The sequence below is a fragment of the Lactobacillus selangorensis genome (assembly GCF_001437205.1).
Classification (GTDB): domain Bacteria; phylum Bacillota; class Bacilli; order Lactobacillales; family Lactobacillaceae; genus Paralactobacillus; species Paralactobacillus selangorensis.
Genome location: NZ_JQAZ01000006.1, coordinates 102,965 through 125,210 on the forward strand (window position 1 = coordinate 102,965; position 22,246 = coordinate 125,210).

Genomic DNA, 22,246 nt, shown 5'->3' on the forward strand with positions numbered 1-22,246 from the left:
TCTCAAAAAAGAAATTCTTTTGTCACCAGGGAAAACTTGGGTTAAGATAGACCATACAGATTTTGAAAACGGGAGGGTCCTTTATGGGAACACAAATCGAATTACAGCCGGTCGTGCAAGACTTATTGGCGACCGTGCGGGATCATTATGCTGGCACGCTGGACGTGACGTTCGGCGACCAGGCCGTCGGTTATCTCCGGCATGACCAAGGCCAGCAGCACGTCAAAAAGGACGGTACTTTGGCAATCACCATTACCGATGTGACCAATCCGAACTACACACTCTCGCATGAATTATTGCACTTATTATTGAAGCTAAAACAATTTCCGCAGCCGGAATACTTGGTGACGACCCAGAAACCGGAAGTCGACCAGACATTGCTGGCCATCTCGACGTCGCTGTATGACAGTGCCGCCCATGTCATCATTCGTGATATTCAGGCTAACGATGGTTTGCTGACCGACCAAGTTTACGACCAGTATGCACAAGGAATGGCGAGCTTTCTAACGCCAGAAACCACAGATGGCGATGAACGCATCATTCTCCGCATTCTTAACTTGCTCGACGGCCTGATTTTATTTGCCGACCGGCCGCTGCCAGCAGCTTGGCAGCACTTATATCCCGCCGCTTTGTCTGAAGCTCAAAAGCTGTACACAAGTTTGATGAGCCGGCCGCTGGATACGCCGTTTACGTTCCGGCGGGCTTACGTGAATTTATTACGCCAGTTTGGGGAATTGCTCGTTCAGCTGGGGTATCAAGCCGTGCCGTTGGACCAATTTGTGACCGTGATGCCGTTATTGAGCGCTCATCAGCGCCGTTTGGAAGTCCGCCAAGTCTTCAACATTCTGCATGCTGACCTGACCAATCGCCAAACTGGACAGCGGGCGTACATTGGCTTGGGTTCTGACCAGCAGAACGCCTTCGTTTTGCCGCTGACCAATCAGGACAACGATCCCGAAGCTTTCAAACAGCTCTATCAGATGACCGTGGCCGACTTTTTGGACAAGTATCAGATTGAAAACGGCGCACGATAATTAAAAAGAGTCCGCAACGAATTGCGAACTCTTGATGAAGGTATTTTACCTGGAACCGCCAAAGTAATTATCCAGTGCATATGGAATTTCATGGTAAAAATAAGTTAAGAGATGGAAAGCCACCCATACACTAAAAATTAAAACAATGGCAAAGAAGAGGTAGGTTAAAACTGCAATTAGTTTTTTCTTTTCAGCTGTACTCATCGTCGTGGCTCCCTTTCGCCATCATTATAGCACCAAACGTTATTTTTCTGGTTCAAAAAGGAAGGATAAACAATGAATTTACAAGCGACATTAGATCAGGCCCGTCACATCACGTTTATGACCGGCGCTGGCGTTTCGACTGCTTCAGGAATTCCCGATTATCGTTCTAAAAACGGCATCTATGCCGGCCACCAGAATCCCGAATACCTGCTGAGTGCGGATAACCTCCGGGACCATCCAGAATCGTTTTATCAGTTCGTTAAAGAGAACATGTATTTTCCGGATGCGCAGCCGAATATTATTCATACCCAGATGGCTAAAATTGCCAATCAGAAGGGCGATATTATTACCCAGAATGTCGACGGCCTGCATACTAAGGCTGGCGCTGAACATGTAATCGAGTTTCATGGCAACCTGAATCGGATTTATTGTCAGACGTGCGGCCAGCAGTTTACGACGGCTGAATACCTGCAGAGCGACCGGCATGCGGCCGATCACGGCATTTTACGGCCGGATATTGTCTTGTATGGCGAGGCAATCGACCCGGATGCCGTTGCCGATTCGATTACGGCAATTCAAGCCGCCGATGTGATTATGATCGTCGGGACGTCCTTCCAAGTGTATCCATTCGCCGGTTTAATCCAATATCGTCAGCCTGATGCCAAATTGATTGCCGTTAATGAAGAGCAGTTGCAATTTCCGTTCCCAGTTGAGATGATTCAGGGGGACGCCGTTAATGTTTTTGCACAATTGAAGGAATAGGGGGAAAGTTACTATGAAAGATGCACAGCAGCAGATGGACGAAATTGATGACCAGCTCGTGGCGTTGTTCAAACAACGAATGAGTTTGGCCAAAGAAGTCGCCGCACAAAAATACCAGCACCATGAATCCATTTCGAATCGGGGCCGGGAAGCCGATGAACGGGTCCGGCTGGTCAAAAAACTCGATGACAAGCAGCTGGCTAGTTTTCTGGTCGACTGGCTGCGGGATACAACTTTGATTACGAAGCAGTATCAGGCTCATGTCATCAAAGACCTGCAGGACGCCGAAAACTGAATGGTTCAGCTTCAAAACGTTCTATGGTAAACTGAGGTCAATATCAACGGATAAGGAGATTCGATCATCGTGGCAAAGTATAATTTAACGCTCGCCTTAGTGCGGGACCAGCAGCAGATTCTCTTGATCAACCGCCTTAAACAGCCTTTTCTAGGCATGTGGAACGGGGTCGGTGGTAAGATCGAAAGTGGGGAAACACCCATCCAAGGAATCAAACGTGAGATTCAGGAAGAAACCGGCTTAACGATGGACCACTATGAGCTTAGTCAGAACGGGTTGCTAAAATGGCATCAGAACGGCACGTTTGTTGATGGGATTTACTTATTTGTAGCTAATTTGAAGCAGCCGTTCCCGCAGAACGTGTATCCGCAGGCGACCCGTGAAGGTATCCTGAACCCATTTCCAACTGCATGGGTTACGAATAAAAATAATGTCGGCATTGTCGCCGATTTGAAGGCCGCCTTGCCCAGTCTGCTGGCCAATGAGCAGACAACTTACTATACGAATTTTGTCAACGATGAATTGACCGATTTTTACCCATTACCAGCCTAGCTTTTAGAAAGCGAGGGACAACCATGAAAATACGAACAGCAATTCGTCATTACAGCTGGGTCCAGCTGTGTGCCGACCTCTTTTTGGGCTATATATTGCTGAAGATTCTGCTGGCGACGCATACAGTCATCTTACTGGGGGTGCCGTTTAAACAGCAGGATGCATTAGTCATTTTGGTGCTGGCCGGTGTGATTGATGTCGCTCTTAGCGCTCTGCGCATCAATTTTGCGCATCATGAGCATGCGACGGCGGCTCATCCCACCCAAAATCAGAAGGGATTTGAAGAATAAGGAAGCGAGCAGCATGATTACGATCGGATTAGTCACTTGGACGGATCATCCGTCGTTAGATTCAGCCGGCAAGAAGCCGACACTGACGGAGTACGCCCAATATTTTCCAGTGGTCGAAGTCGATAGTCTCTACTACGGCATTCGGGGCCCGGAAATGGAACAGAAGTGGCAGCAGCAGGTGCCCAACGACTTTCAGTTTATCCTGAAGGCCTATCAGGGCATGACGAAACAGGCTGACTGGCAGGCGCACTATGTCAGTGAGGCGGCGATGTTTGCGGCGTATCGCAAGGCCGTTGCACCGTTATTCGATCATCAGCAGCTTAAAGCAATCTTATTTCAATTTCCGAATTTCTTTCCATTAACACAGGAAAATGTCCAGTATTTACGTCGCATCAGTGTCTATCTGAAGGGTTATCCGGTGGCGGTCGAATTCCGCAACTCCTCATGGTATGAGGACACGTATCGGGCCAGTACCTTGAAATTTTTGAAGGAGCTGGGCTTCATCCATGTCATTCCGGATGAGCCGCAGACGCCGACGAACAGTGTGCCGTTTGTGCCCGTTGCCACCAATCCGAACCTAACGATTTTACGGCTGCATGGCCGCAACGCCGAAGGTTGGGCCAATCAAGGCCAGTCGTGGCGCAAAACCCGAACGCTTTATCATTACAGCACCTCCGAATTGGAACATTTTGCCGATGTTGCCAAGCAGCTCGAACAGACTTCCAAGGAAGTGTGTGTTATTTTCAATAACAACTCCGCCCACGATGCTGCCCCTAATGCCGCCGAATTGGCGCAAATATTGGGGCTTGAGTGGCATCAGGAACCGGAACAAACGAGTTTGTTTTAATTCAAAAGAGGAATCAGCTAATTTGGGCTGATTCCTCTTTTGAATTGTTCGCCAAATTGGGCAAGGTACGCTTTTTCCCAGTGTCGTTAAATGCTATACTAAAGACTATATACAACTCGAATTTTTAAACAACGGGGGTCTGGGCATATGGCAGAGAAAAAACCAACTTTTTATGTAACTACACCAATTTATTATCCATCCGGCAAACTGACGATCGGGAATTCTTATACAACGATTGCCGCTGATACGATTGCACGGTACAAACGGGCGATGGGCAATGACGTCTTTTTCCTAACGGGGACCGATGAACACGGCCTTAAAATCGAACAGAAGGCCGATGCATTAGGGATTACACCTAAGGAGTATGTCGATGGCATGGCCGCCGACATTCAGAAGTTATGGAAGATGCTTGAAATTTCCAACACCAAATTTATCCGGACAACGGATGAACAGCATGTGGCAGCTGTACAGCGGCTCTTCAAACGTTTTCTCGATCAGGATGATATTTATTTGGGCGAATACGAAGGCTGGTATTCTGTTTCCGATGAGGAATACTTCACCGAAACCCAGCTCGCCGAAGTCTACCGTGACAAAGACGGCAACGTTATCGGCGGCAAGGCGCCATCTGGTCATGAAGTGACGCGTGTCAAAGAAGAATCCTACTTCTTCAAGATGAGCAAGTACACAGACTGGCTGCTCAAGTATTTCGATGAACATCCTGATTTCATCCAGCCGGTTTCCCGTAAAAACGAAATCGTCAATAACTTCATCAAACCCGGTTTGGAAGACTTAGCGATTTCACGGACCAGCTTCAAGTGGGGTATTCAGGTACCGTCGAATCCGAAGCATGTTATCTACGTCTGGCTCGATGCGCTGCTGAACTATATCACGGCACTCGGCTACGGCAGCGACGATGACAGTTTGTTCAAGAAGTATTGGCCAGCTAACGTCCAATTAGTCGGTAAGGAAATCGTCCGGTTCCATGCCATTTATTGGCCGATTATGCTGCATGCGCTCGGTTTGCCGCAGCCGCATGAAATCTTCGGCCATGGCTGGCTGATGATGAAGGACGGCAAGATGTCCAAGTCGAAGGGCAACGTTGTTTATCCGGATATGCTCGTCAATCGTTATGGGCTCGATGCGCTGCGGTATTACTTGATGCGGGCCATTCCGTTCGGCAACGACGGAATCTTCACACCGGAAGACTTTGTCAGCCGGATCAATTATGACCTCGCCAACGATTTAGGCAACCTGCTCAACCGGACTGTCGCCATGATCAATAAGTATGATGGCGGTCAAGTACCGACCTATACGCCAGAAGTCACCGATTATGATGCTGACCTCGAATCCGTTGCCGGTGATGTCATCGTCAACTACAACGATCTGATGGATGGCATGAAATTCTCCGATGCTTTAGGCGAAGTCTGGCGCTTAGTTCGGCGGGCCAACAAGTACATTGACGAAACCGAACCATGGGTCTTGGCTAAAGACGACAGCAAGAAAGCTGAACTTGACAGTGTTATGGCCCATCTGGCCGCCAGTCTCCGTGTCATTGCCTTGCTGATCAGTCCAGTGATGACGCATGCACCGAAGGAAATCTTTGTCCAGCTGGGGTTGAAGTGGAACGATGCTCATTCTGAATTAGACCACCTCGACTTCAGCGAATTTCCTGAAGGCACGACGGTTGTCAAGAAAGGCCAGCCAATCTTCCCACGTCTTGATATGGACAAAGAAGTGGCCTACATCAAGGAAGAAATGGCCAAGGAACAGAAGACACGCCATGACGAAAATGAAACGGTCAACGCTAAGACTGGCTTCGATCCCGAAAAGACGGCTTTACTGACGGGCAAAGACCAGATTAAGATTGAAGATTTCGATAAGATTGAATTACGAGTGGCTGAGGTCATCGATGTCAAGAAGGTCGAAAATGCCGATAAACTGCTTCAGTTCCGTTTGGATGCAGGGGACGACGGCCAGCGCCAAATCTTATCCGGTATTGCACAGGCTTATCCGGACTTCAAGCAATTGGTCGGGCAGAAAGTGGTCATCGTAGCCAATTTGAAGCCCCGCAAACTGAAGGGCCAGATTAGCCAGGGCATGCTGCTTTCGATTGAAAACAGCCAAGGCGATATTCAGCTCGTTACAGTCGACAGCAGTCTTGAAAATGGGGCCGTTTTAGGTTAAAACGATTAAACAAGCTTGCAAAAAGAGGCCGTTGCGACCTCTTTTTTAGTGAAAGGAAGGATAACACGATGCGGATTTTTGATTCCCATACGCATTTGAATGATGAAGCCTTTACGGGGCATGTCGCCGAATATGTCGCCCATGCGCAAAAACTGGGCGTAACCCAGATGGCAATCGTCGGTTCGGATACCAATCTGAATGCCGGTGCCTTGCAGCTGGCGCACCAATATGATAATTTATTTGCGATCGTCGGCTGGCATCCGGAAGAGTCGAAACGTTACCATGCTGCTGAAGAAGCCACTCTGATCGAACAGCTGCAGGACCCGAAAACGGTCGCAGTCGGTGAAATCGGGCTCGATTACCACCAGAATGTGGCGCCGCATGCAGCCCAGAAGAATGTTTTCAAACGGCAGATCGAACTGGCCAAAGCATTCAATTTGCCAATCTCAATCCACACTCGTGATGCCTTCGAAGACACTTATCGACTGTTGGAAGAAGTCGGCGTGCCGGCACGTGGCGGCGTAATGCACAGTTTCAACGGCGACCCAGAATGGATGCAGCGGTTTCTGGAGATGGGCTTCTACATTTCCTTTAGCGGAGTTGTCAGCTTCAAAAACGCCCATGACGTCCATGCGACGGCTCGAGCTGTACCTAGCGACCGGATGCTGGTTGAAACCGATGCTCCTTATTTGGCGCCGATGCCATTTCGAGGCAAACAAAATCAGCCGGCCTATTCGCTGTATACACTGGAAGCTTTAGCCCGGCTGCGGGATGAAAATCCGGATCAAGTGGCAGAACAGACCTACCAAAATACACATCGATTATTGGAGATTGACCATGACTAAACAAATACAAGAAGTAATCGTGGTGGAAGGCCGCGATGACACCAAACGCCTTCGTGAGGTGTTTCCGAACGTCGATACCATTGAAACACATGGTTCGGCAATCAATGATGCCGTGCTTGAAAAAATTGCACTGGCACAAGAAAAACGAGGCGTGATTGTTTTTACCGATCCTGATTTTCACGGCGAGAAGATTCGCAAGATTATTTCGCAGAATGTCCCGGGCGTCAAACACGCTTTTCTGCCCCGTGCCGATGCCAAACCGTATAAAAAGGGCAGCTTAGGCGTCGAACATGCCAATCCTGCGGCCATTCTCAGGGCGCTGGACCATTTATATACGCAGACTAGCGAAACCCATCAGGAGGTCACTCAGGCCGATTTGCTCGACCATGACCTGCTGGACGGGCCCGATGCCAAACACCGACGGGAACGGCTGGGTGATATCCTGCATATCGGCTACACCAATGGCAAACAATTATTAAAACGCTTAGCAATGTTTCAAATTTCACGGGCCGACTTTCTGGCGGCCGTTGCGGAATTAGATAAAGGAGAACAATGAGAGAAGATTATCAGGCCATCGCCAATCCAGAACGGACACGGGCCATTTTAAAAAAGTACGGCTTCCGTTTCAAAAAGAGTTTAGGCCAGAACTTTCTGACCAATGAAAAGGTCCTGCAGAAAATTGTCAGTGCCGCTGATGTTACTGACCAGGATGATATTATCGAAGTCGGGCCTGGCATCGGCAGTTTGACCGAACAATTGGCCATCCACGCCCACCAAGTCCTCGCGTTCGAAGTCGATGAACGGCTCGAACCTGTTTTGGATGAAACGCTGGCGCCGTATGAAAATACAGCTGTTATTTTTGAAGATATTTTAAAAGCCGACCTCGAAACATTGGTGTCCAAGTATTTTGACGGTAAACACACCCTGAAGATTGTGGCCAATCTGCCGTATTACATTACGACGCCAATCATGATGCAGCTGCTGAAGACGAAACTGCCGATCGAACGGATGGTTTTGATGATGCAGAAGGAAGTCGCTGAACGGTTGGCGGCCCATCCCGGCACAAAAGCATATGGGACTTTGAGTATCGGCGTCCAGATGCGGGCCGAAGTCGAAATTGCTGAAATCGTGTCGCATACGGCTTTTGTACCAGCACCGAATGTCGATTCAGCAGTGGTCGTCCTGAAGATGCGTTCCGAACCAGCGGTTAAAATTCCGGATCAGAAGTCGTTCGACCGGCTGATTAAGGGTAGTTTTGCCCACCGCCGCAAGAGTTTATGGAACAATTTGATCAGTTTGTATGGCAAAGATCCGCAAACAAAGGCGAAACTGACGGCCGCCTTGGCGCAGGCACAGATTGATCCTGGTACTCGAGCGGAGCAGCTCTCCTTGCAACAGTTTGCAAACCTTGATGCGGCAATATTACAGGCAGATTAAATCACATAAAAAAACAGCAAAAATTCTTGCGATTAAAAAGATTTAGTGATATAATTGCAAACTTTCCGCAAACGTGCTATAATTTCATTCAGAAGAGGTGAAGCGCATGCCAGTTACACTAGCTAGCATTAAACATCGACTGGATGATAGAGTCGGAGAGAAGTTAATGGTTGTAGCACAAGCAGGACGCAAGAAGGTTACAAAGCGTAAAGGCACCCTGAAAGAAACTTATCCGGCTGTTTTTGTTGTGGATCTCGATCAAGACGAAAACTCTTTCGAGCACGTTTCTTATAGTTATGCCGATGTCCTCACCAAGTCCATTGAAATTAAATTTGCTGCCGATCAATCAGATGATGCATCGACAGAGGATCAAGCAAAAGTTTCCTAATAATCAAAAGAGCTGGTAAAGCTCTTTTTTTGTGGAAAAATTTGTGCAAACAAACAAGATTTTTGGTAAATTAAGAGTAATAAACTTAGGATCATGGTGAGCTGACATGGAAAGAATCGAAAAAGCGCCCGCAAAGATCAATTTAAGCCTGGATGCGTTGTTTCGGCATTCTGATGATGGCCGGCATGAGTGGGAAATGGTGATGACTTCAGTTGATCTGGCCGATTATGTCCATTTAAAACTGACAGCCGCACCGGCTATCGAAGTCCGGACAGATAGCGGCTTTTTGCCTGAGGATCAGCGCAATTTGGCGTATCAGGCGGCTCGGACGCTGCAAAAAAAATTTAATATTGCCGGCGGGGTTCAAATCGCCATTACGAAGCATATTCCGGTTGCGGCCGGACTGGGCGGCGGCAGTGCTGATGCAGCGGCCGTTTTGCGGGGGCTCAATCAGCTCTGGCATCTGGATTTGAGTCTGGCTGAATTAGCCGAAATCGGGCTGACAATCGACTCCGATGTGCCGTACTGTGTTTACAGCCGAACGGCGCTCGTGACCGGAAAAGGCGACCAGATTCGGCCCTTGGGCGAGTTGCCGCCGTTTTGGGTTGTCTTAGCCAAACCACGCATCAGTGTGTCAACCCCGAGTGTGCTCAACCATTTATCGTATCGGGATTTGAACCAGCATCCCGATACACGTGCGGTGATTGCCGGCATCAAAGCGCACTCGTTCGACCAGATGTGTGCTGGCATGGGCAATGTTTTGGAAGAAGTGACGGCTCGGCGTTATCCGGAAATTACCCATCTCAAGCGTCAGATGCTGAAATTCGGTGCCGATGCAGCCCAAATGAGCGGCAGCGGGCCGACGGTATTCGGCTTGTGCCGCAAGTATTCACGGGCTCAGCATATTTGCAACAGTCTGCATGGCTTCTGCAAAGAAGTTTATCTAGTGCAGCCGTGCGAATTGAATAAAAAAGCTTCCTAGCTGCGCAAAATGGCAGTTAGGAAGCTTTTTAGGTTGTGCTTAAAATTAAATTACTTCAAATCTTCATTCGATTCTTTTGGCTTCGGATTTTCTGGCGTCCAGACATCGTCCATCTTGACGCCACGTTCTTTGGCAAGGGCGTTCATTAAGGTGTCCATGTCCATCAGCTTATACTTCTTATTAGGATCAGTTGGGGTATAAGTCTGGAATTGGCCCATCATGCCGCCATCTTCATGTTCGATGATGTGGCAATGGTACATATACACACCCGGATAATCGAACTTGGCTTTGATTCGGACAGTTTCCTGCGGATTGACACCGACTGTATCTTTGTAGCCATGTTCGTTCGGATACGGTTCCTTGCCGTTCCGGGACAAGACTAAGAATTGCGTTCCATGCATGTGATAGGGATGGACCATGCCGTTCTTGGCATCGTTGGTATTGGTGATTTCCCAAATTTCGGTCGTGCCGACTTGCTGGCGGTCATCAATCCGCTGCATATCGAACTTCTTGCCATTCAAAGCAACTTGTTCGTCCATGCCATCGAGTGTGACCTTGTGGACTTGCGAACCAGGTGTGACATCTGGATAAGTAATGTCGGCTAAGTGATCCGGCAGTTTGGAATTGTCAGGTTTGTAATCATGGATTCTGAAGCGGACCAATGGGACATCGTCAGAGTAGAGGGTGACGACATCACCAGCGTGATATTGGCCGAAATCGACGATGATTTCATCCCGTTCCGCACAGGTAATCATCACTTTATTCATGTAGACGGGTTCTGGCATAATGCCGCCATCGGAACCGACTTGGGCAAATTCAAGGTCATCGCTGAAATGCAGACGCCATTCGCGCCGGTTGGAACCATCCAAGATGCGCAGGCGGACTTTTTGGGTCGTGACATCGAAATAAGGATTGATTGTGCCGTTGATCATTGCGGTTGGGCCTTGAACACCGTCGGGATCGTAATCAGCTTCGTAATCCCACTGATTGTTTTCATGGAAACGACGGTCTTGTAAAATAATCGGAATGTCATCAACCCCATAATTGCGTGGTAATGGCATTTTACTTTCGGCTTCATCCTTGACGTAAACCAGAGTTGCTAGGCCATGCCAAACTTGAATGGCTGTTTCTGGACATGGATGGGCGTGAAGCCAAGTCGTTGCAGCATGCTGATGCAGCGTGAAATCAATTTGTTTGGTTTCGCCTGGATAAACAGGGGCGTGACAGCCGCCGTCAACGTAAGGACCGGAAACATTCAGACCATGCCAATGGAAAGTTGTCAATTCAGGCAGGTCGTTCTTCAGGGTAACATGGATATGTTTGCCATCTTGAAAAACAATTGTTTGGCCTAAGAGTGGGGCATTGTACCCCCAAGTCTTGGTCTTGGCACCAGGCAGCAATTGCGATTCGCCGGTCTGAGCATCGACTGTATACCAAGTATCCGTCTCAGTTTCCTGATCCGGCTTCAGCAATGGCGGAATGGCCAATGGTTTTTGCGGGGCATCCGCTTCAACTAACGGAATATACCCGCCATCATGTGTGTTAAAAGCTGGTTCATCAAAAAAATAGTCTGTGTACACTTTTTTCTCTGTCACTTTCATCCACTTCTTTCTTAATCAAGGCGCTTTCAAGGCCTATTTTACACGCTCTGAAACAAAAATAAAGGTTAATCCCGAACGAGCTGATCCCGATCGTTGTAGAACTGCTTGTAAGCTAAGTAGACGGCAATGAAGGCACTCAAACTCGTTGTGGCCAAAATCATGAAGACAGTCATAATCTGGTATTCAACGGCCTGCAACGGATCGACGCCGGCAAACATTAAACCGGACATCATCCCGGGCAGGTTGACGATTCCCATCGTTTTGACGGAATCGATCGATGGGGCCATCCCGTTTTTGATGCTGTCCCGAATAATACCTTCAGATGCTTGTTTGACGTTAGCGCCTAAAGCCAATTTTTCCAAAACTTGTTCCCGGCGGTCGTGAAAACTACTGTTCAGACTGCGATAGGCTAAGCCATCAGCAACCATAGCTTGGCCGGCAATCATCCCAGTGATTGGAATCGTCTGGGACGGAATAAACTTGACGGCACCAGTCACCACTAGGATGACTAGCGACAGGATGGTCGCTGTAAAAATGGCAATCAGCGAGATTGGGAAGGATTTCGGAATCCCAGCGGCCCGTTTATGGGCATTGTACGCTGCGTTGAAAATGATGAACAAAATCATCAGGCCGGTCAGCCACGCATTATTGATTCGGAAAATGTACTTTAAGATAAAGCCGACGATCGTCAATTGAATGACGGCTCGAATGGCGGCGACTAACAGATCCTTGGTCAAGCCCAATTTCTGCCATTGACTGATTAGGACGGCGACCAGCACCAGCGAGGCTGCTAAAACAAGTGAAAACGGACTGACCTGCAGGTTCTTGGTGTTCATGGCACCCATTAAAATAAAATTATTGCTGTTGATCATTTGTCGGCACCTCCAATTTTCCGGCCACGATGTTATACAATTTTGCGGCGTCTCTGATTTCACTGTCATCGTGGGTGACTGAAATCAGCGTCATCTTGCGATCTTGATTCAGATGCTTGAGCAGCTTGTGGACAATCTCCTTACTGGTATCATCCAAGCCGGCAGTGACTTCATCGGCTAGGAGGATGTCGGGCGGGAAGAGGACGTTCCGAATCAATGCGACCCGCTGTTTTTCCCCACCAGAGAGGGCATTGATGTTTTTATCGAGATCGCCAGCAGAAAGTCCGACGTATTGCAATGAGTCGGTCGCCTTCTTCTGATCGAACGGCTGATTCCGAATTTCAAATGGAAAGGTAAGATTATCCTTCACCGTGTTGCCGAATAATTGCGGCTGCTGGAAACAATAAGAAACGTGACGCCGGTATTCGGTCGGATCGTAATCGAGACTGCTTTTTCCTTTAAAATTGACGGTACCGCTTGTTTGGGTAATCAGTGACGAAATCACCCGCAGCAAGGTACTTTTCCCGCTCCCAGACGGGCCGCTGATCGTCAAATATTCCTGTTCGGCGACTGAAAAGCTGATGTCGGAGAGAATCTGACTCTTGTCAGCGGTGTAGCTCACATGATCGAGTTGTAAAATTGTGCCCACGACAATTCCTTCCTTCTTTAAAATGATTATAATCTAGCTCTAACTTTCATTATACAACATTCTCCGTTTAGAACCTGTTAAAAAGGCCTGATTTCCGGACAAAATCAGGAATTTTAAATTAAATCGGAAATAAAATGGATTAAAAACGGAACGTTTTCGCAAAAAAACAGAAAAAGGCTACCTTTTTTACTAGAATATCTATATAATTGAAAAGTCTGATTAGAGCGTACGGACAAATGGTGCGTACGGTAAGGAAAAACATAGGTGAGTGGCGGTCAGAGTATCGTCACGGTTTTTGTGTGGTTCAAAGAAGTATGAGGTGTAAATATGAAAGTAAGAAGAAGCGAACGATTGATCGACATGACACGGTATTTATTGGCTCGTCCACGAACATTGGTGCCGTTGACTTTTTTTGCGGCACGCTATGAATCGGCCAAATCTTCAATCAGTGAAGACCTGGGAATCATACGTCGAACCTTCAAACAGCGTGGGACCGGGATTTTAGAGACAATTCCTGGTGCCGCCGGCGGGGTCCGTTATATTCCGACGATTACGAAGGAAGATGCCGCTAAATTTATCGATGCGATGGCTAAAAAAATGTCGACCAGCGATCGGTTATTGCCAGGCGGCTACGTCTACTTATCCGACTTGCTGGGCGATCCGATGATTTTGGAACAGATTGGCCGGGCCATTTCGACACAATACGTCAATGAACGGGTCGATGCCGTTATGACAGTGGCCACAAAGGGAATTCCGATCGCCCAATCGACCGCTGAATTCTTAAATGTGCCGTTTGTCATTGTGCGGCGTGATTCGAAAATCACTGAGGGTTCGACAATCAGTGTCAATTACGTTTCTGGTTCGTCGTCACGAATCGAAAAAATGGAATTGTCCAAACGCAGCCTGAAGAGCGGGGCCCGTGTCCTAATCGTTGATGACTTTATGAAGGGCGGCGGCACGGTCAACGGGATGAAGAGCCTGATTGAAGAATTCGATGCCGAAACAGTCGGCATTACCGTTTTTGCCGAAGCTGCCTTTGAGGGCCAGCATTTAGTGGAAGATTACACATCTTTGCTGAAAGTCGACCAAATCAATACACTCGACAAAACCCTGCATGTCACGACCGGAAACTATTTCGAAAATAATCCCGAATTAGGGAAACGCGACCCGCAGTAATCTTAATGAAGTTTTAAAGGGCATCGGCAAAAGCCGGTGCCCTTTTTGCGATTTGTAATTGGCCTTAAACAGGACCGGCTCTCCGCTTGCGGTTCAGCAGGGCTTAAGCTATGATAAATGAGTAAATACAAAAAATGGGTATACCTAAGGAAATGAGGACGCAAGCATGACAGCTAGATACACGGTAATCCTGGCAGCTGGCCAGGGAACACGGATGAAATCGAAACTTTACAAGGTGCTGCATAAGGTGTGCGGCAAGCCAATGGTCGACCTGGTTTTGACCCAGGCTGAAGCCGTCCACCCTGAGGAAATCGTCACAGTCGTCGGCCATGGTGCCGAACAGGTTGAAAAAGCTTTAGGCGACCGGACCGAATATGCCCTGCAGGAAAAGCAGCTTGGCACGGCCAATGCCGTTTTGCAGGCCGAAAAAGTGTTAGGCGACAAGGAAGGCATGACGCTCGTTGTCAGCGGGGATACGCCATTGCTGACATCAGAAACCTTTGAAAAATTATTTGCCTATCATCAGGATAAAAAAGCCGCTGCAACCATTTTAACGGCGCAAGCCCCAGACCCATTCGGTTACGGCCGGATTGTCCGCAATGATTTGGGCACCGTCGAAAAAATCGTCGAACAAAAAGATGCTTCTCAAACCGAAAAGAAGATTCATGAAATCAATACTGGTGTTTTCTGTTTCGATAACCAGAAATTATTTGCCGCTTTGCACAAAGTCAAGAATAACAACGCTCAGGGCGAGTATTATCTGACGGATGTTATCGAAATTATGAAGCATGAAGGCGAAGTCATCGCTGCTTATAAGATGGCTGACTTTGATGAAGCAATGGGCTGCAACGATCGGATTGCTTTAGCCGCTGCTAACAAAGTGATGCGTCGGCGTATCAATGAAGCTCACATGCGGGATGGGGTCTCGATGATCAATCCTGAATCGACTTATATCGATGTCGGCGTTAAGATTGGCAATGACACGACGATTGAAGCAGATGTCCAGCTAAAGGGCAAAACGGTGATCGGCTCAGATTGCTACATCGGGGCCAACTCCACGATTTCAGATTCGACTTTGGAAGACCATGTCACGGTAACAAGTTCGACGATTGAAGATTCAATCATGCACAGTCACAGTGATATTGGGCCGAACAGCCATCTGCGTCCACAATCCGATATCGGCGAATCCGTTCATATCGGCAACTTCTGCGAAGTCAAGAAGGCGACTATCGGGGCACGCACTAAAGTTGGACATTTGAGCTATGTCGGCGATGCGACACTTGGGTCCGACATCAATGTCGGCTGCGGCGTCGTTTTCGTCAACTACGACGGTGTCAAGAAGTGGCATACCAATGTCGGCGACCATGCCTTCATCGGCAGCAACTCCAACATCGTTGCACCTGTTGATGTTGCTGATCATTCCTTCATCGCTGCCGGCTCGACCATCACCGATGGTATTCCGTATCATGCCATGGCGATTGCCCGTGCACGTCAGGTCAATAAAGACGGTTATTGGGAAAAATTACCGATCGCCAAAGATAAAGATTGGAATGAATAGAAAATAGATTCCTAAAAGGGGTTGATTTATTGTCAGAAAATCTCTAAAATTTTACTGGAGTATTTATTGCTGATTGACAACCAATGGAGGAAAATATGTCTGAACATTATTCTGATCCGAAGCTTAAGATCTTTGCACTGAACTCGAATAAACCGTTAGCAGAAAAAATTGCGAAAGCGGTCGGTGTCCAGCTCGGAAAGTCATCCATCACTCGTTTTAGCGATGGTGAAATTCAAATTAACATTGAAGAAAGTATTCGTGGCGACGATATCTATCTGGTTCAGTCCACATCAGATCCCGTTAATGATAATTTAATGGAATTGCTGATTATGATCGATGCTTTACGGCGTGCGAGTGCCAATACGATCAATGCGGTCATTCCTTATTATGGTTATGCCCGTCAGGACCGCAAGACGCGTTCCCGTGAACCAATTACCGCTAAATTAGTTGCGAACATGCTGGAACGTGCTGGGGTAGATCGTGTGTTAGCACTCGACTTGCATGCCGCACAAATCCAGGGCTTCTTCGATATTCCGGTCGATCATTTGATGGGGGCACCGTTGTTAGCCGATTACTTCCTGTCCAACCATCTTGAAGAAGATGCCGTTGTGGTTTCACCTGATCATGGTGGTGTGACCCGTGCTCGTAAGTTAGCTGAATTTTTGCATGCTCCGATCGCAATTATCGATAAGCGCCGTCCACGTCCAAACGTGGCCGAGATCATGAATATCATTGGAAATGTCGATGGTAAACGTGCGATTATCATCGATGATATGATCGATACCGCTGGGACAATCACGTTAGCTGCACAAGCTTTGAAAGACGCTGGTGCCACCGAAGTTTATGCGTGTGCCACGCATGCCGTTCTTTCAGGTCCTGCCACCAAGCGGCTGAATGATTCTGTCATTAAACAACTCGTTGTGACCGACTCGATCAACATTCCAGAAGACAAACGAATTGACAAAATGGTCCAAGTTTCCGTCGGCAACCTGATTGGCGATGCCATCAAACGTGTCCACGAAAACCGGCCAGTCAGCTCCTTATTCAATAACCGGTATACAAAGAAGTAAAAATGATTTTAAAAGCGGACTGTGTTTCGACGCAGTCCGCTTTTTAGTGCTTAAATTCGCTGAATGGGACTGTTATAATGACATTAGCGCATTTATTGGAGGAGTTTGAAGCATGAAAAAAGCAACACGTTTATTGGTGTCGTTGGGTGCATTCGTGTCGTTTGTGCTAGTGGGCGCACAGCCGGCGCAAGCCAAAACAACGAACATCAAAAAAATCCGCAAGGAATTAGTCAAATATACGAATCAACAATCGGCTGGACCAACGCAGAATTATTATTTTACGAATGGCAAGGCCGATACAAAGGGCTTCAAGGGCATGAATGCTGGCGATTATCAGTTTAAAACTGATCAGTATGGCCGAGCTGCCACTGCCAAAGCCGTTTTGACCTATCAGGAATATTCGGATTCGATCGGCGGCCGGCAGGGAACGCCGCTGGAGCCGACTGGCTGGCCGGCTTCCAATCCGATCGTCGCCATTACCTATCATTTGACTGGCCGGACCTATCATGGGTATTTATACAATCGCAGCCACTCGATCGCCGATAGTTTATTAGGCGCCAAGTCTTATACGTCGGCGGCCAACTTTACGACTGGGACCCGCCCGCAGAACGTCGGTGCCGATCAAGACGGCGGGATGCGGTATCCAGAGGAATTGGCTGAAGATTATTGGAAAGCACATCCCAATTCAACAGCTACGATTGAATACAAGACCGTGCCCATCTATCATAAGCAAGAAACGATGCCACGTGGCTCAATCGTCAACGTTAAATCGTCGGATGGCACTTTGAATCGGCAGGTCGTCGTCATCAATTCTGTGGAAGGCATCAAATTGAACTATACGGATGCTTCCAGCAATGCGACGCCGTACGTCAAGCCGGCACGCTCACAGCGGCAGACGGCTGCTTCGACAACGACACAGCAGAGCACGGCCACCGCTCCTGCCTCGACACAAGGGGGCTGGACGACGGCACCAGCTGGACAGGTTTATGTGTCGCAGAGTCATAAATATTATTCGCAGGTCACCAATCCAAGTAATTATTCGTTGATGTCGATAACGGATGCCCAAAACTCTGGCGCCACCCAAGCTAGTCGTGGGAATCAGTATGCCCGTCCATAATTTGTCAAAAAAGAAGCCCCAGCAACCGAATTGCTGCGGCTTTTTGTTATCCTAATAGAAAAGGGGGTGTTTGAATGGGATGGCTGTTATTGGTCGTTGCCGGTTATCTATTCTGGCGTGATCCCCGTCAGATCATAAGCGGCTATTTCGGTGCACTAGGAATCCTGTTGATTGCCGCACCTGTCATTACGCCATGGCTTCAGAATCGGTGGCTCATTCGAATCATCCTGCTGCTGGGCATCATTGCCCTAATCCGCACCAATGCCCAGTATTTCAAGCATGAGCGGTGGAGTCATCGGGTTAAATTTCTGTTAACGGAGATCGTCATTTTAACCGCTTTTCTGATTTTGACTTGGGGACCGTTTTTTGACTCAGGCCTCTGGAACGTTCTGAATAAGTTAGGGGTGATTCTAGTCAGCTATTCGGCGCTGGGAATTGCGGCTTATTGGCTCAGTACTGGGCTGATGCTGCTGTTTCCGCCGCATGGTCCGTTTGATGTCGTTGTTATTTTAGGAGCGGCACTAAAGCCGAATGGACAGCCGACTATTACACTCGAAAAACGGTTGCAAAAAGGAATCGTTGTTGCACAGCAGAACAACCAGGCCTATTTAATTGTCAGCGGCGGCCGTGACCCAGGTCAAAAGGGAACGGAAGCTGAAGCAATGCAGGCCTATTTGCTGGCCCATCAAATTCCGCAGGGACAAATTATTTTAGAAAACCAGGCACGTTCGACTTTCCAAAATCTCCAGTTTTCAGAAAAAATCATTCAGCAACGACAATTTCAGCGGCCAGTGGTCGTTACCAGTAATTTTCATGTCCTGCGGGCGACTATGATGGCCCGCAAGCAAAAGTTGTCGTGGCGTGGTTGTGGCGCTGATACGCCGTTAAACCGATTGATGACTGCCATGATTCGTGACGATGCCGGCATTGTGCTGCTGAAATGGCCGGCCTACGTGATTGGTGCCGTTGTCTGGGGCGTTTTGGTGTGGTTATTGATGCAATAAAAAATTGTGCTTGAATTCGATTCAAGCACAATTTTTAGGTCGGATATTGAAACGTGTTCTCAAGTGCAAGTAGGGACGTTTAAATCAGTTCCACATGAACAACCCGACTTGTGTCACACTCGTGTTTATTCCACGTTTTCTTTATTTTGCTCTTTCAGCAAATCACGGATTTCTTTTAAGTAAACTTCATCCTGAGTAGGTGCCGGTGTTTCGGCGTCTTTATCATGATGGGTCATTTCACGGACCTTATTGGCCCCCTTGACAATCAGGAAGACCACGAACATGATAATCAGGAAGTTGATGATTGCATTTAAGAAGGTCCCAATCTTGAAAACGGCCGGTCCAATCTTAAAGGTGATACTGCTCAAATTGGCGCTGCGAGTGAAGATGGCGATGATCGGATTGATCAGATCATCGGTCAGTGCCTTGACGATTCCGCTGAAAGCAGCCCCAACGATGATGCCGACTGCCATGTCTAAAACATTCCCCTGCATTAAGAAATTTCGAAATTCTTTCAGCACAATAAATTCCTCCTTCAATTCTTTTCTTCTCCAGTATACCGGAAATGGGAGCGCTTTTGAGTGTCAAAATCAAATTGGAAACGATTTAATCTGAAAAATTTGAGCGACTTGTGTTATTGTCTTGAATAGATGAAAATAATGATGAAATCAATTAGAAAAGTGATGAAATAAATGAATTGGCTCTGGCAGCTGTATGCGCCTTTTTTTAAATTAAGCAATTGGCAGCACGTGATTACCTCTGGCAGCGATTGGGCGGTGATTTTGTCGCTGGTCCTGATGGAATGTCTGCTGTCCGTCGATAACGCAATCGTTCTGGCCGCTCAGACCCAGATTCTGCCTGACCACACCCAGCAGCGCAAGTCGCTTGTTTATGGGCTGTGGGGCGCTTATTTATTCAGGTTCATCGTCATCGGAATCGGCGTCTATCTAATCCACCTTTGGGAAATCAAAGTGTTAGGGGCGTTGTACCTCTTTTACTTGTCGTTTCAGTATTTTTGGGCGCATGGGCAGTCGTCCGGCACACGCAAGCCGCACCAATCCCGTTTGACGGACCCAAAGCGGCACCATCGCATTTCGCTGTTTTGGCGGGTCGTTATTTCAATCGAAGCGATGGATATCGTCTTTTCACTCGATTCCGTTTTGGCGTCGTTGGCGATTTCGAATAATCCCGTTGTCGTTTTAATCGGCGGGATGATTGGAATCCTGTGCATGCGGGGCGTCGCCGAAGTAATCATCAAACTGATGCAGAAGATTCCCGAACTGGAGACGATGGCGTATATTCTGATTGCGTTTATTGCCTTTAAATTACTCGTTTCGGTGCCGCCGTTGAATTGGAAGATGCCGGATGCTTTATTTGCCGGTATCGTGGTCGGTGCTGTATTGATTACGATTGCGATTCATCTGATTCGCACACACAAAAAAGCTTGAAGCCTTGCGACTTCAAGCTTTTTTTAATAAACGGCGAAATGGTCGACGAGTCCCATTGCCAATCCGAACAGAATAATCAAGGCAATCATCACGGCATGGCGTTTCTTATGCAGCATGAAAATCGCAATGTATTCCCGGATAATTGCATTCGGCAGAAAGTAGAAGGACGTCTTGGCGCCGATTCCATTTGCTTTCAAACCGACCTCACGGGCAAATAAACTGGCTCGGAAGGTGTGATAATCACTCGTCACAAAAATTTGTTTGGTGGCCTGACCTTGGGACCGCTGCTCAATAATGGCTTTGGAATAGGCCATATTCTGCAAGGTATTCAGCGACCGATCTTCGACTAAAGTGTCCGCCTTCGGAATGCCTTCTGCTAGAGCGTAGTCCCGCATCGCATGACTTTCGGGCAGCTTTTCATCGCCACCCTGTCCGCCTGAAAAGAGGAGAATCGGATGCGGTTTGCCTTTTTTAACTTGGCGTTTGTAAAAATGAATGCCCCGATTGATACGGGCAGCGAGCAGCGGTGGAACGGTATCGCCGTTGATTAGCCCGCTGCCAAGCACGATGATGTAATTCTTATTGTGCCAAGGAAAATAGAGCCGGTACAAAACAAGCACCGTCAGGAAATTATACAGCGACAGCAATAAGTACAAGATTGAGCCGTTGACGGCAATCTGGAAGAAAACGTTGACCGACGTCGGCAGTTTGCGGGGCAGCCAGATTGTCGCTGCATCGAGTGCCAGAATACCGGCCCCCAGCAGCAGCGTCAGCATATTCCCCAGTGTGTGGCTTTCACGCCGCCAGACGATGAACGCATTCCACAGCAGGAAGGCAAAGCTGAAAACGTAGCCGAAGGTGATTACAAAGAAGACCAGGATGAAGCCGATTCCAGCCACCAGAATCAGCGGCTCGTTATGCGAATTGAGAATGGCGACTGCCAGAAAGAACAGTGATGAAAAGAAGAACAAATTGAACCAGACCCCATCGACGAGCCGTCGTCGTTCACGATAATAGGCGAAGAGGAAGATCGCCAGAAAAATCACTGGGGCACTGTAAAAAAGGTGCCAGTGGAGCGTCAGCCAATGGATGATTTCATTTGTCATCGGCAACCGCCTCTATTTCAAAACGTATTTTTGAATCGCACGCGCCACACCGTCATCAACATTAGTGGCCGTTTCGGCTTGCGCAATCTGTTTGACGGCCGGAATAGCATTCCCCATGGCAACGCCCAACCCGGCGGCTTCAATCATACTGAGGTCGTTGGCTTGATCGCCAAGCGCCATGACGTCCGTCATCGGAATGTTCAAGTAAGCTGCCAGGTCGCGGAGCCCGTTGCCCTTGCTGGCTTTTTTATTGAGGACTTCCAAATAATAAGGCTGGCTGTTGACGAGATTATACTTTTCTTTGAAGGAATCCGGCAATTTAGCGGCGCCAGCTTTGAGGATCTTTGGCTCATCGATCATCATCAGTTTCGACCAGATTTTATCCTTTGGAATCTGGTCGATGGCCCGATAGCGCAATGGGGCATCGACTAACTGGCATTCATTGACGGTGTAGCGGCTGATGTTCTGGTCGCTCGTATAAATGGCTTCTTCATCTTCGGCATGCAGATGGACGCCGACTTTGCGTGCCATATACGTAATATCTAAATAGTCGTCGTAATTGAGAGTGTGCTTCACAATGACTTTGCCGCTGGCACTGTTTTGGACCAGCGCCCCATTATAGGTAATGACAAAATCATTTTCGGTTGTTAAGCCTAATTCTTGTAAAGATTTGGCGACACCGGCTAAAGGCCGGCCAGTCGCTAGGACGACGTAAACGCCTTGTTGCCGTGCTTGTTTGATCGTTTCGATCGTCAATGGATTCAAAGCACTGTGTTCGTTCAGTAAAGTTTCATCCATATCGGTTGCAATCAGTTTAATAGTCAT

At 48.0% G+C, this 22,246-nt stretch carries 25 protein-coding genes; 18 read left to right on the forward strand and 7 right to left on the reverse strand.

The features are described from left to right. Nucleotides 1-83: 83 nt before the first annotated feature. The gene (locus IV40_RS08425; RefSeq protein ID WP_057770570.1) at nt 84-1,034 is read left to right on the forward strand and encodes a hypothetical protein; all 951 of its coding nucleotides are present in this window, start codon (nt 84-86) and stop codon (nt 1,032-1,034) included. A 45-nt stretch (nt 1,035-1,079) separates the two neighbouring features. Here IV40_RS08425 and IV40_RS10780 read toward each other — a convergent pair whose 3' ends face one another. Then, nucleotides 1,080-1,238 (reverse strand): hypothetical protein, encoded by a 159-nt coding sequence (locus IV40_RS10780; RefSeq protein ID WP_156404264.1) that lies wholly within the window; start codon nt 1,236-1,238, stop codon nt 1,080-1,082. A 72-nt stretch (nt 1,239-1,310) separates the two neighbouring features. Here IV40_RS10780 and IV40_RS08430 point away from each other — a divergent pair, with 72 nt between their 5' ends. The 11 genes from IV40_RS08430 to ispE all read left to right on the forward strand — a co-directional run bounded on the left by IV40_RS08430 (nt 1,311) and on the right by ispE (nt 9,820). Then, nucleotides 1,311-2,000: an NAD-dependent protein deacylase gene (locus IV40_RS08430; protein ID WP_057770572.1), complete on the forward strand. Its 690-nt coding sequence runs from the start codon at nt 1,311-1,313 to the stop codon at nt 1,998-2,000. Between the two features lie 13 nt (nt 2,001-2,013). Continuing rightward, entirely contained in the window at nt 2,014-2,295 is a 282-nt protein-coding gene (locus IV40_RS08435) for a chorismate mutase (RefSeq protein WP_057770573.1), read from the forward strand. A gap of 69 nt (nt 2,296-2,364) precedes the next feature. Next, nucleotides 2,365-2,847, forward strand: coding sequence for an NUDIX hydrolase (locus IV40_RS08440; RefSeq protein WP_057770575.1), 483 nt, complete (start codon nt 2,365-2,367; stop codon nt 2,845-2,847). A 23-nt stretch (nt 2,848-2,870) separates the two neighbouring features. Beyond that, entirely contained in the window at nt 2,871-3,137 is a 267-nt protein-coding gene (locus IV40_RS08445; RefSeq protein WP_057770577.1) for a hypothetical protein, read from the forward strand. Between the two features lie 13 nt (nt 3,138-3,150). Further along, on the forward strand, nt 3,151-3,984 hold the full coding sequence (locus tag IV40_RS08450; RefSeq protein WP_057770579.1) for a DUF72 domain-containing protein: 834 nt from the start codon (nt 3,151-3,153) through the stop codon (nt 3,982-3,984). A gap of 147 nt (nt 3,985-4,131) precedes the next feature. Further along, nucleotides 4,132-6,168 carry a methionine--tRNA ligase gene (gene metG / locus IV40_RS08455; RefSeq protein ID WP_057770581.1) on the forward strand — a complete coding sequence of 679 codons (2,037 nt, stop codon included), beginning with the start codon at nt 4,132-4,134 and terminating at the stop codon, nt 6,166-6,168. A 68-nt stretch (nt 6,169-6,236) separates the two neighbouring features. Continuing rightward, nucleotides 6,237-7,013: a TatD family hydrolase gene (locus IV40_RS08460; protein WP_057770583.1), complete on the forward strand. Its 777-nt coding sequence runs from the start codon at nt 6,237-6,239 to the stop codon at nt 7,011-7,013. After that, nucleotides 7,006-7,569 carry a ribonuclease M5 gene (gene rnmV / locus IV40_RS08465; protein WP_057770585.1) on the forward strand — a complete coding sequence of 188 codons (564 nt, stop codon included), beginning with the start codon at nt 7,006-7,008 and terminating at the stop codon, nt 7,567-7,569. Before IV40_RS08460 ends, rnmV begins: the two co-directional genes overlap by 8 nt. Next, entirely contained in the window at nt 7,566-8,450 is an 885-nt protein-coding gene (gene rsmA, locus IV40_RS08470) for a 16S rRNA (adenine(1518)-N(6)/adenine(1519)-N(6))-dimethyltransferase RsmA (RefSeq protein WP_057770587.1), read from the forward strand. The genes rnmV and rsmA overlap by 4 nt, the downstream gene beginning before the upstream one ends. Before the next feature lie 106 nt (nt 8,451-8,556). After that, on the forward strand, nt 8,557-8,838 hold the full coding sequence (locus tag IV40_RS08475) for a Veg family protein (RefSeq protein WP_057770589.1): 282 nt from the start codon (nt 8,557-8,559) through the stop codon (nt 8,836-8,838). A 106-nt stretch (nt 8,839-8,944) separates the two neighbouring features. Continuing rightward, the gene (gene ispE / locus IV40_RS08480) at nt 8,945-9,820 is read left to right on the forward strand and encodes a 4-(cytidine 5'-diphospho)-2-C-methyl-D-erythritol kinase (protein WP_057770591.1); all 876 of its coding nucleotides are present in this window, start codon (nt 8,945-8,947) and stop codon (nt 9,818-9,820) included. A gap of 50 nt (nt 9,821-9,870) precedes the next feature. On the opposite strand, the gene IV40_RS08485 is transcribed toward ispE, so the two are convergent. From IV40_RS08485 to IV40_RS08495, 3 genes are all read right to left on the reverse strand, one after another. Continuing rightward, the gene (locus IV40_RS08485) at nt 9,871-11,415 is read right to left on the reverse strand and encodes a multicopper oxidase family protein (protein WP_420843263.1); all 1,545 of its coding nucleotides are present in this window, start codon (nt 11,413-11,415) and stop codon (nt 9,871-9,873) included. 71 nt (nt 11,416-11,486) lie between these two features. Continuing rightward, a complete protein-coding gene (locus IV40_RS08490; protein ID WP_057770675.1) occupies nt 11,487-12,257 on the reverse strand; it encodes an ABC transporter permease in 771 nt (256 codons plus the stop codon). A gap of 19 nt (nt 12,258-12,276) precedes the next feature. Further along, on the reverse strand, nt 12,277-12,942 hold the full coding sequence (locus tag IV40_RS08495) for an ABC transporter ATP-binding protein (protein ID WP_057770595.1): 666 nt from the start codon (nt 12,940-12,942) through the stop codon (nt 12,277-12,279). Nucleotides 12,943-13,269: 327 nt separating this feature from the next. Between IV40_RS08495 and purR the strand changes: the two genes are divergently transcribed. The 5 genes from purR to IV40_RS08520 all read left to right on the forward strand — a co-directional run bounded on the left by purR (nt 13,270) and on the right by IV40_RS08520 (nt 18,867). Next, nucleotides 13,270-14,118 carry a pur operon repressor gene (gene purR, locus IV40_RS08500; protein ID WP_057770597.1) on the forward strand — a complete coding sequence of 283 codons (849 nt, stop codon included), beginning with the start codon at nt 13,270-13,272 and terminating at the stop codon, nt 14,116-14,118. A 166-nt stretch (nt 14,119-14,284) separates the two neighbouring features. Next, the gene (gene glmU, locus IV40_RS08505; RefSeq protein ID WP_057770599.1) at nt 14,285-15,676 is read left to right on the forward strand and encodes a bifunctional UDP-N-acetylglucosamine diphosphorylase/glucosamine-1-phosphate N-acetyltransferase GlmU; all 1,392 of its coding nucleotides are present in this window, start codon (nt 14,285-14,287) and stop codon (nt 15,674-15,676) included. Nucleotides 15,677-15,771: 95 nt separating this feature from the next. Continuing rightward, entirely contained in the window at nt 15,772-16,746 is a 975-nt protein-coding gene (locus IV40_RS08510; RefSeq protein ID WP_057770602.1) for a ribose-phosphate diphosphokinase, read from the forward strand. Between the two features lie 112 nt (nt 16,747-16,858). After that, nucleotides 16,859-17,863, forward strand: coding sequence for a DNA/RNA non-specific endonuclease (locus tag IV40_RS08515; RefSeq protein WP_057770604.1), 1,005 nt, complete (start codon nt 16,859-16,861; stop codon nt 17,861-17,863). A gap of 74 nt (nt 17,864-17,937) precedes the next feature. Next, a complete protein-coding gene (locus tag IV40_RS08520) occupies nt 17,938-18,867 on the forward strand; it encodes a YdcF family protein (protein WP_057770605.1) in 930 nt (309 codons plus the stop codon). 125 nt (nt 18,868-18,992) lie between these two features. Here the strand turns inward: IV40_RS08520 and mscL are convergent, their stop codons facing one another. Beyond that, a complete protein-coding gene (mscL, locus tag IV40_RS08525; RefSeq protein ID WP_057770607.1) occupies nt 18,993-19,388 on the reverse strand; it encodes a large conductance mechanosensitive channel protein MscL in 396 nt (131 codons plus the stop codon). 171 nt (nt 19,389-19,559) lie between these two features. On the opposite strand from mscL, the gene IV40_RS08530 reads away from it, so the two are divergent. Beyond that, nucleotides 19,560-20,315 (forward strand): TerC family protein, encoded by a 756-nt coding sequence (locus tag IV40_RS08530; protein ID WP_057770609.1) that lies wholly within the window; start codon nt 19,560-19,562, stop codon nt 20,313-20,315. 23 nt (nt 20,316-20,338) lie between these two features. Here IV40_RS08530 and IV40_RS08535 read toward each other — a convergent pair whose 3' ends face one another. Both IV40_RS08535 and yidA read right to left on the reverse strand, forming a co-directional pair. Further along, nucleotides 20,339-21,421, reverse strand: a complete 1,083-nt coding sequence (locus IV40_RS08535; protein WP_057770611.1) for a YdcF family protein — start codon at nt 21,419-21,421, stop codon at nt 20,339-20,341. A gap of 12 nt (nt 21,422-21,433) precedes the next feature. After that, on the reverse strand, nt 21,434-22,246 hold the full coding sequence (gene yidA / locus IV40_RS08540) for a sugar-phosphatase (RefSeq protein WP_057770613.1): 813 nt from the start codon (nt 22,244-22,246) through the stop codon (nt 21,434-21,436).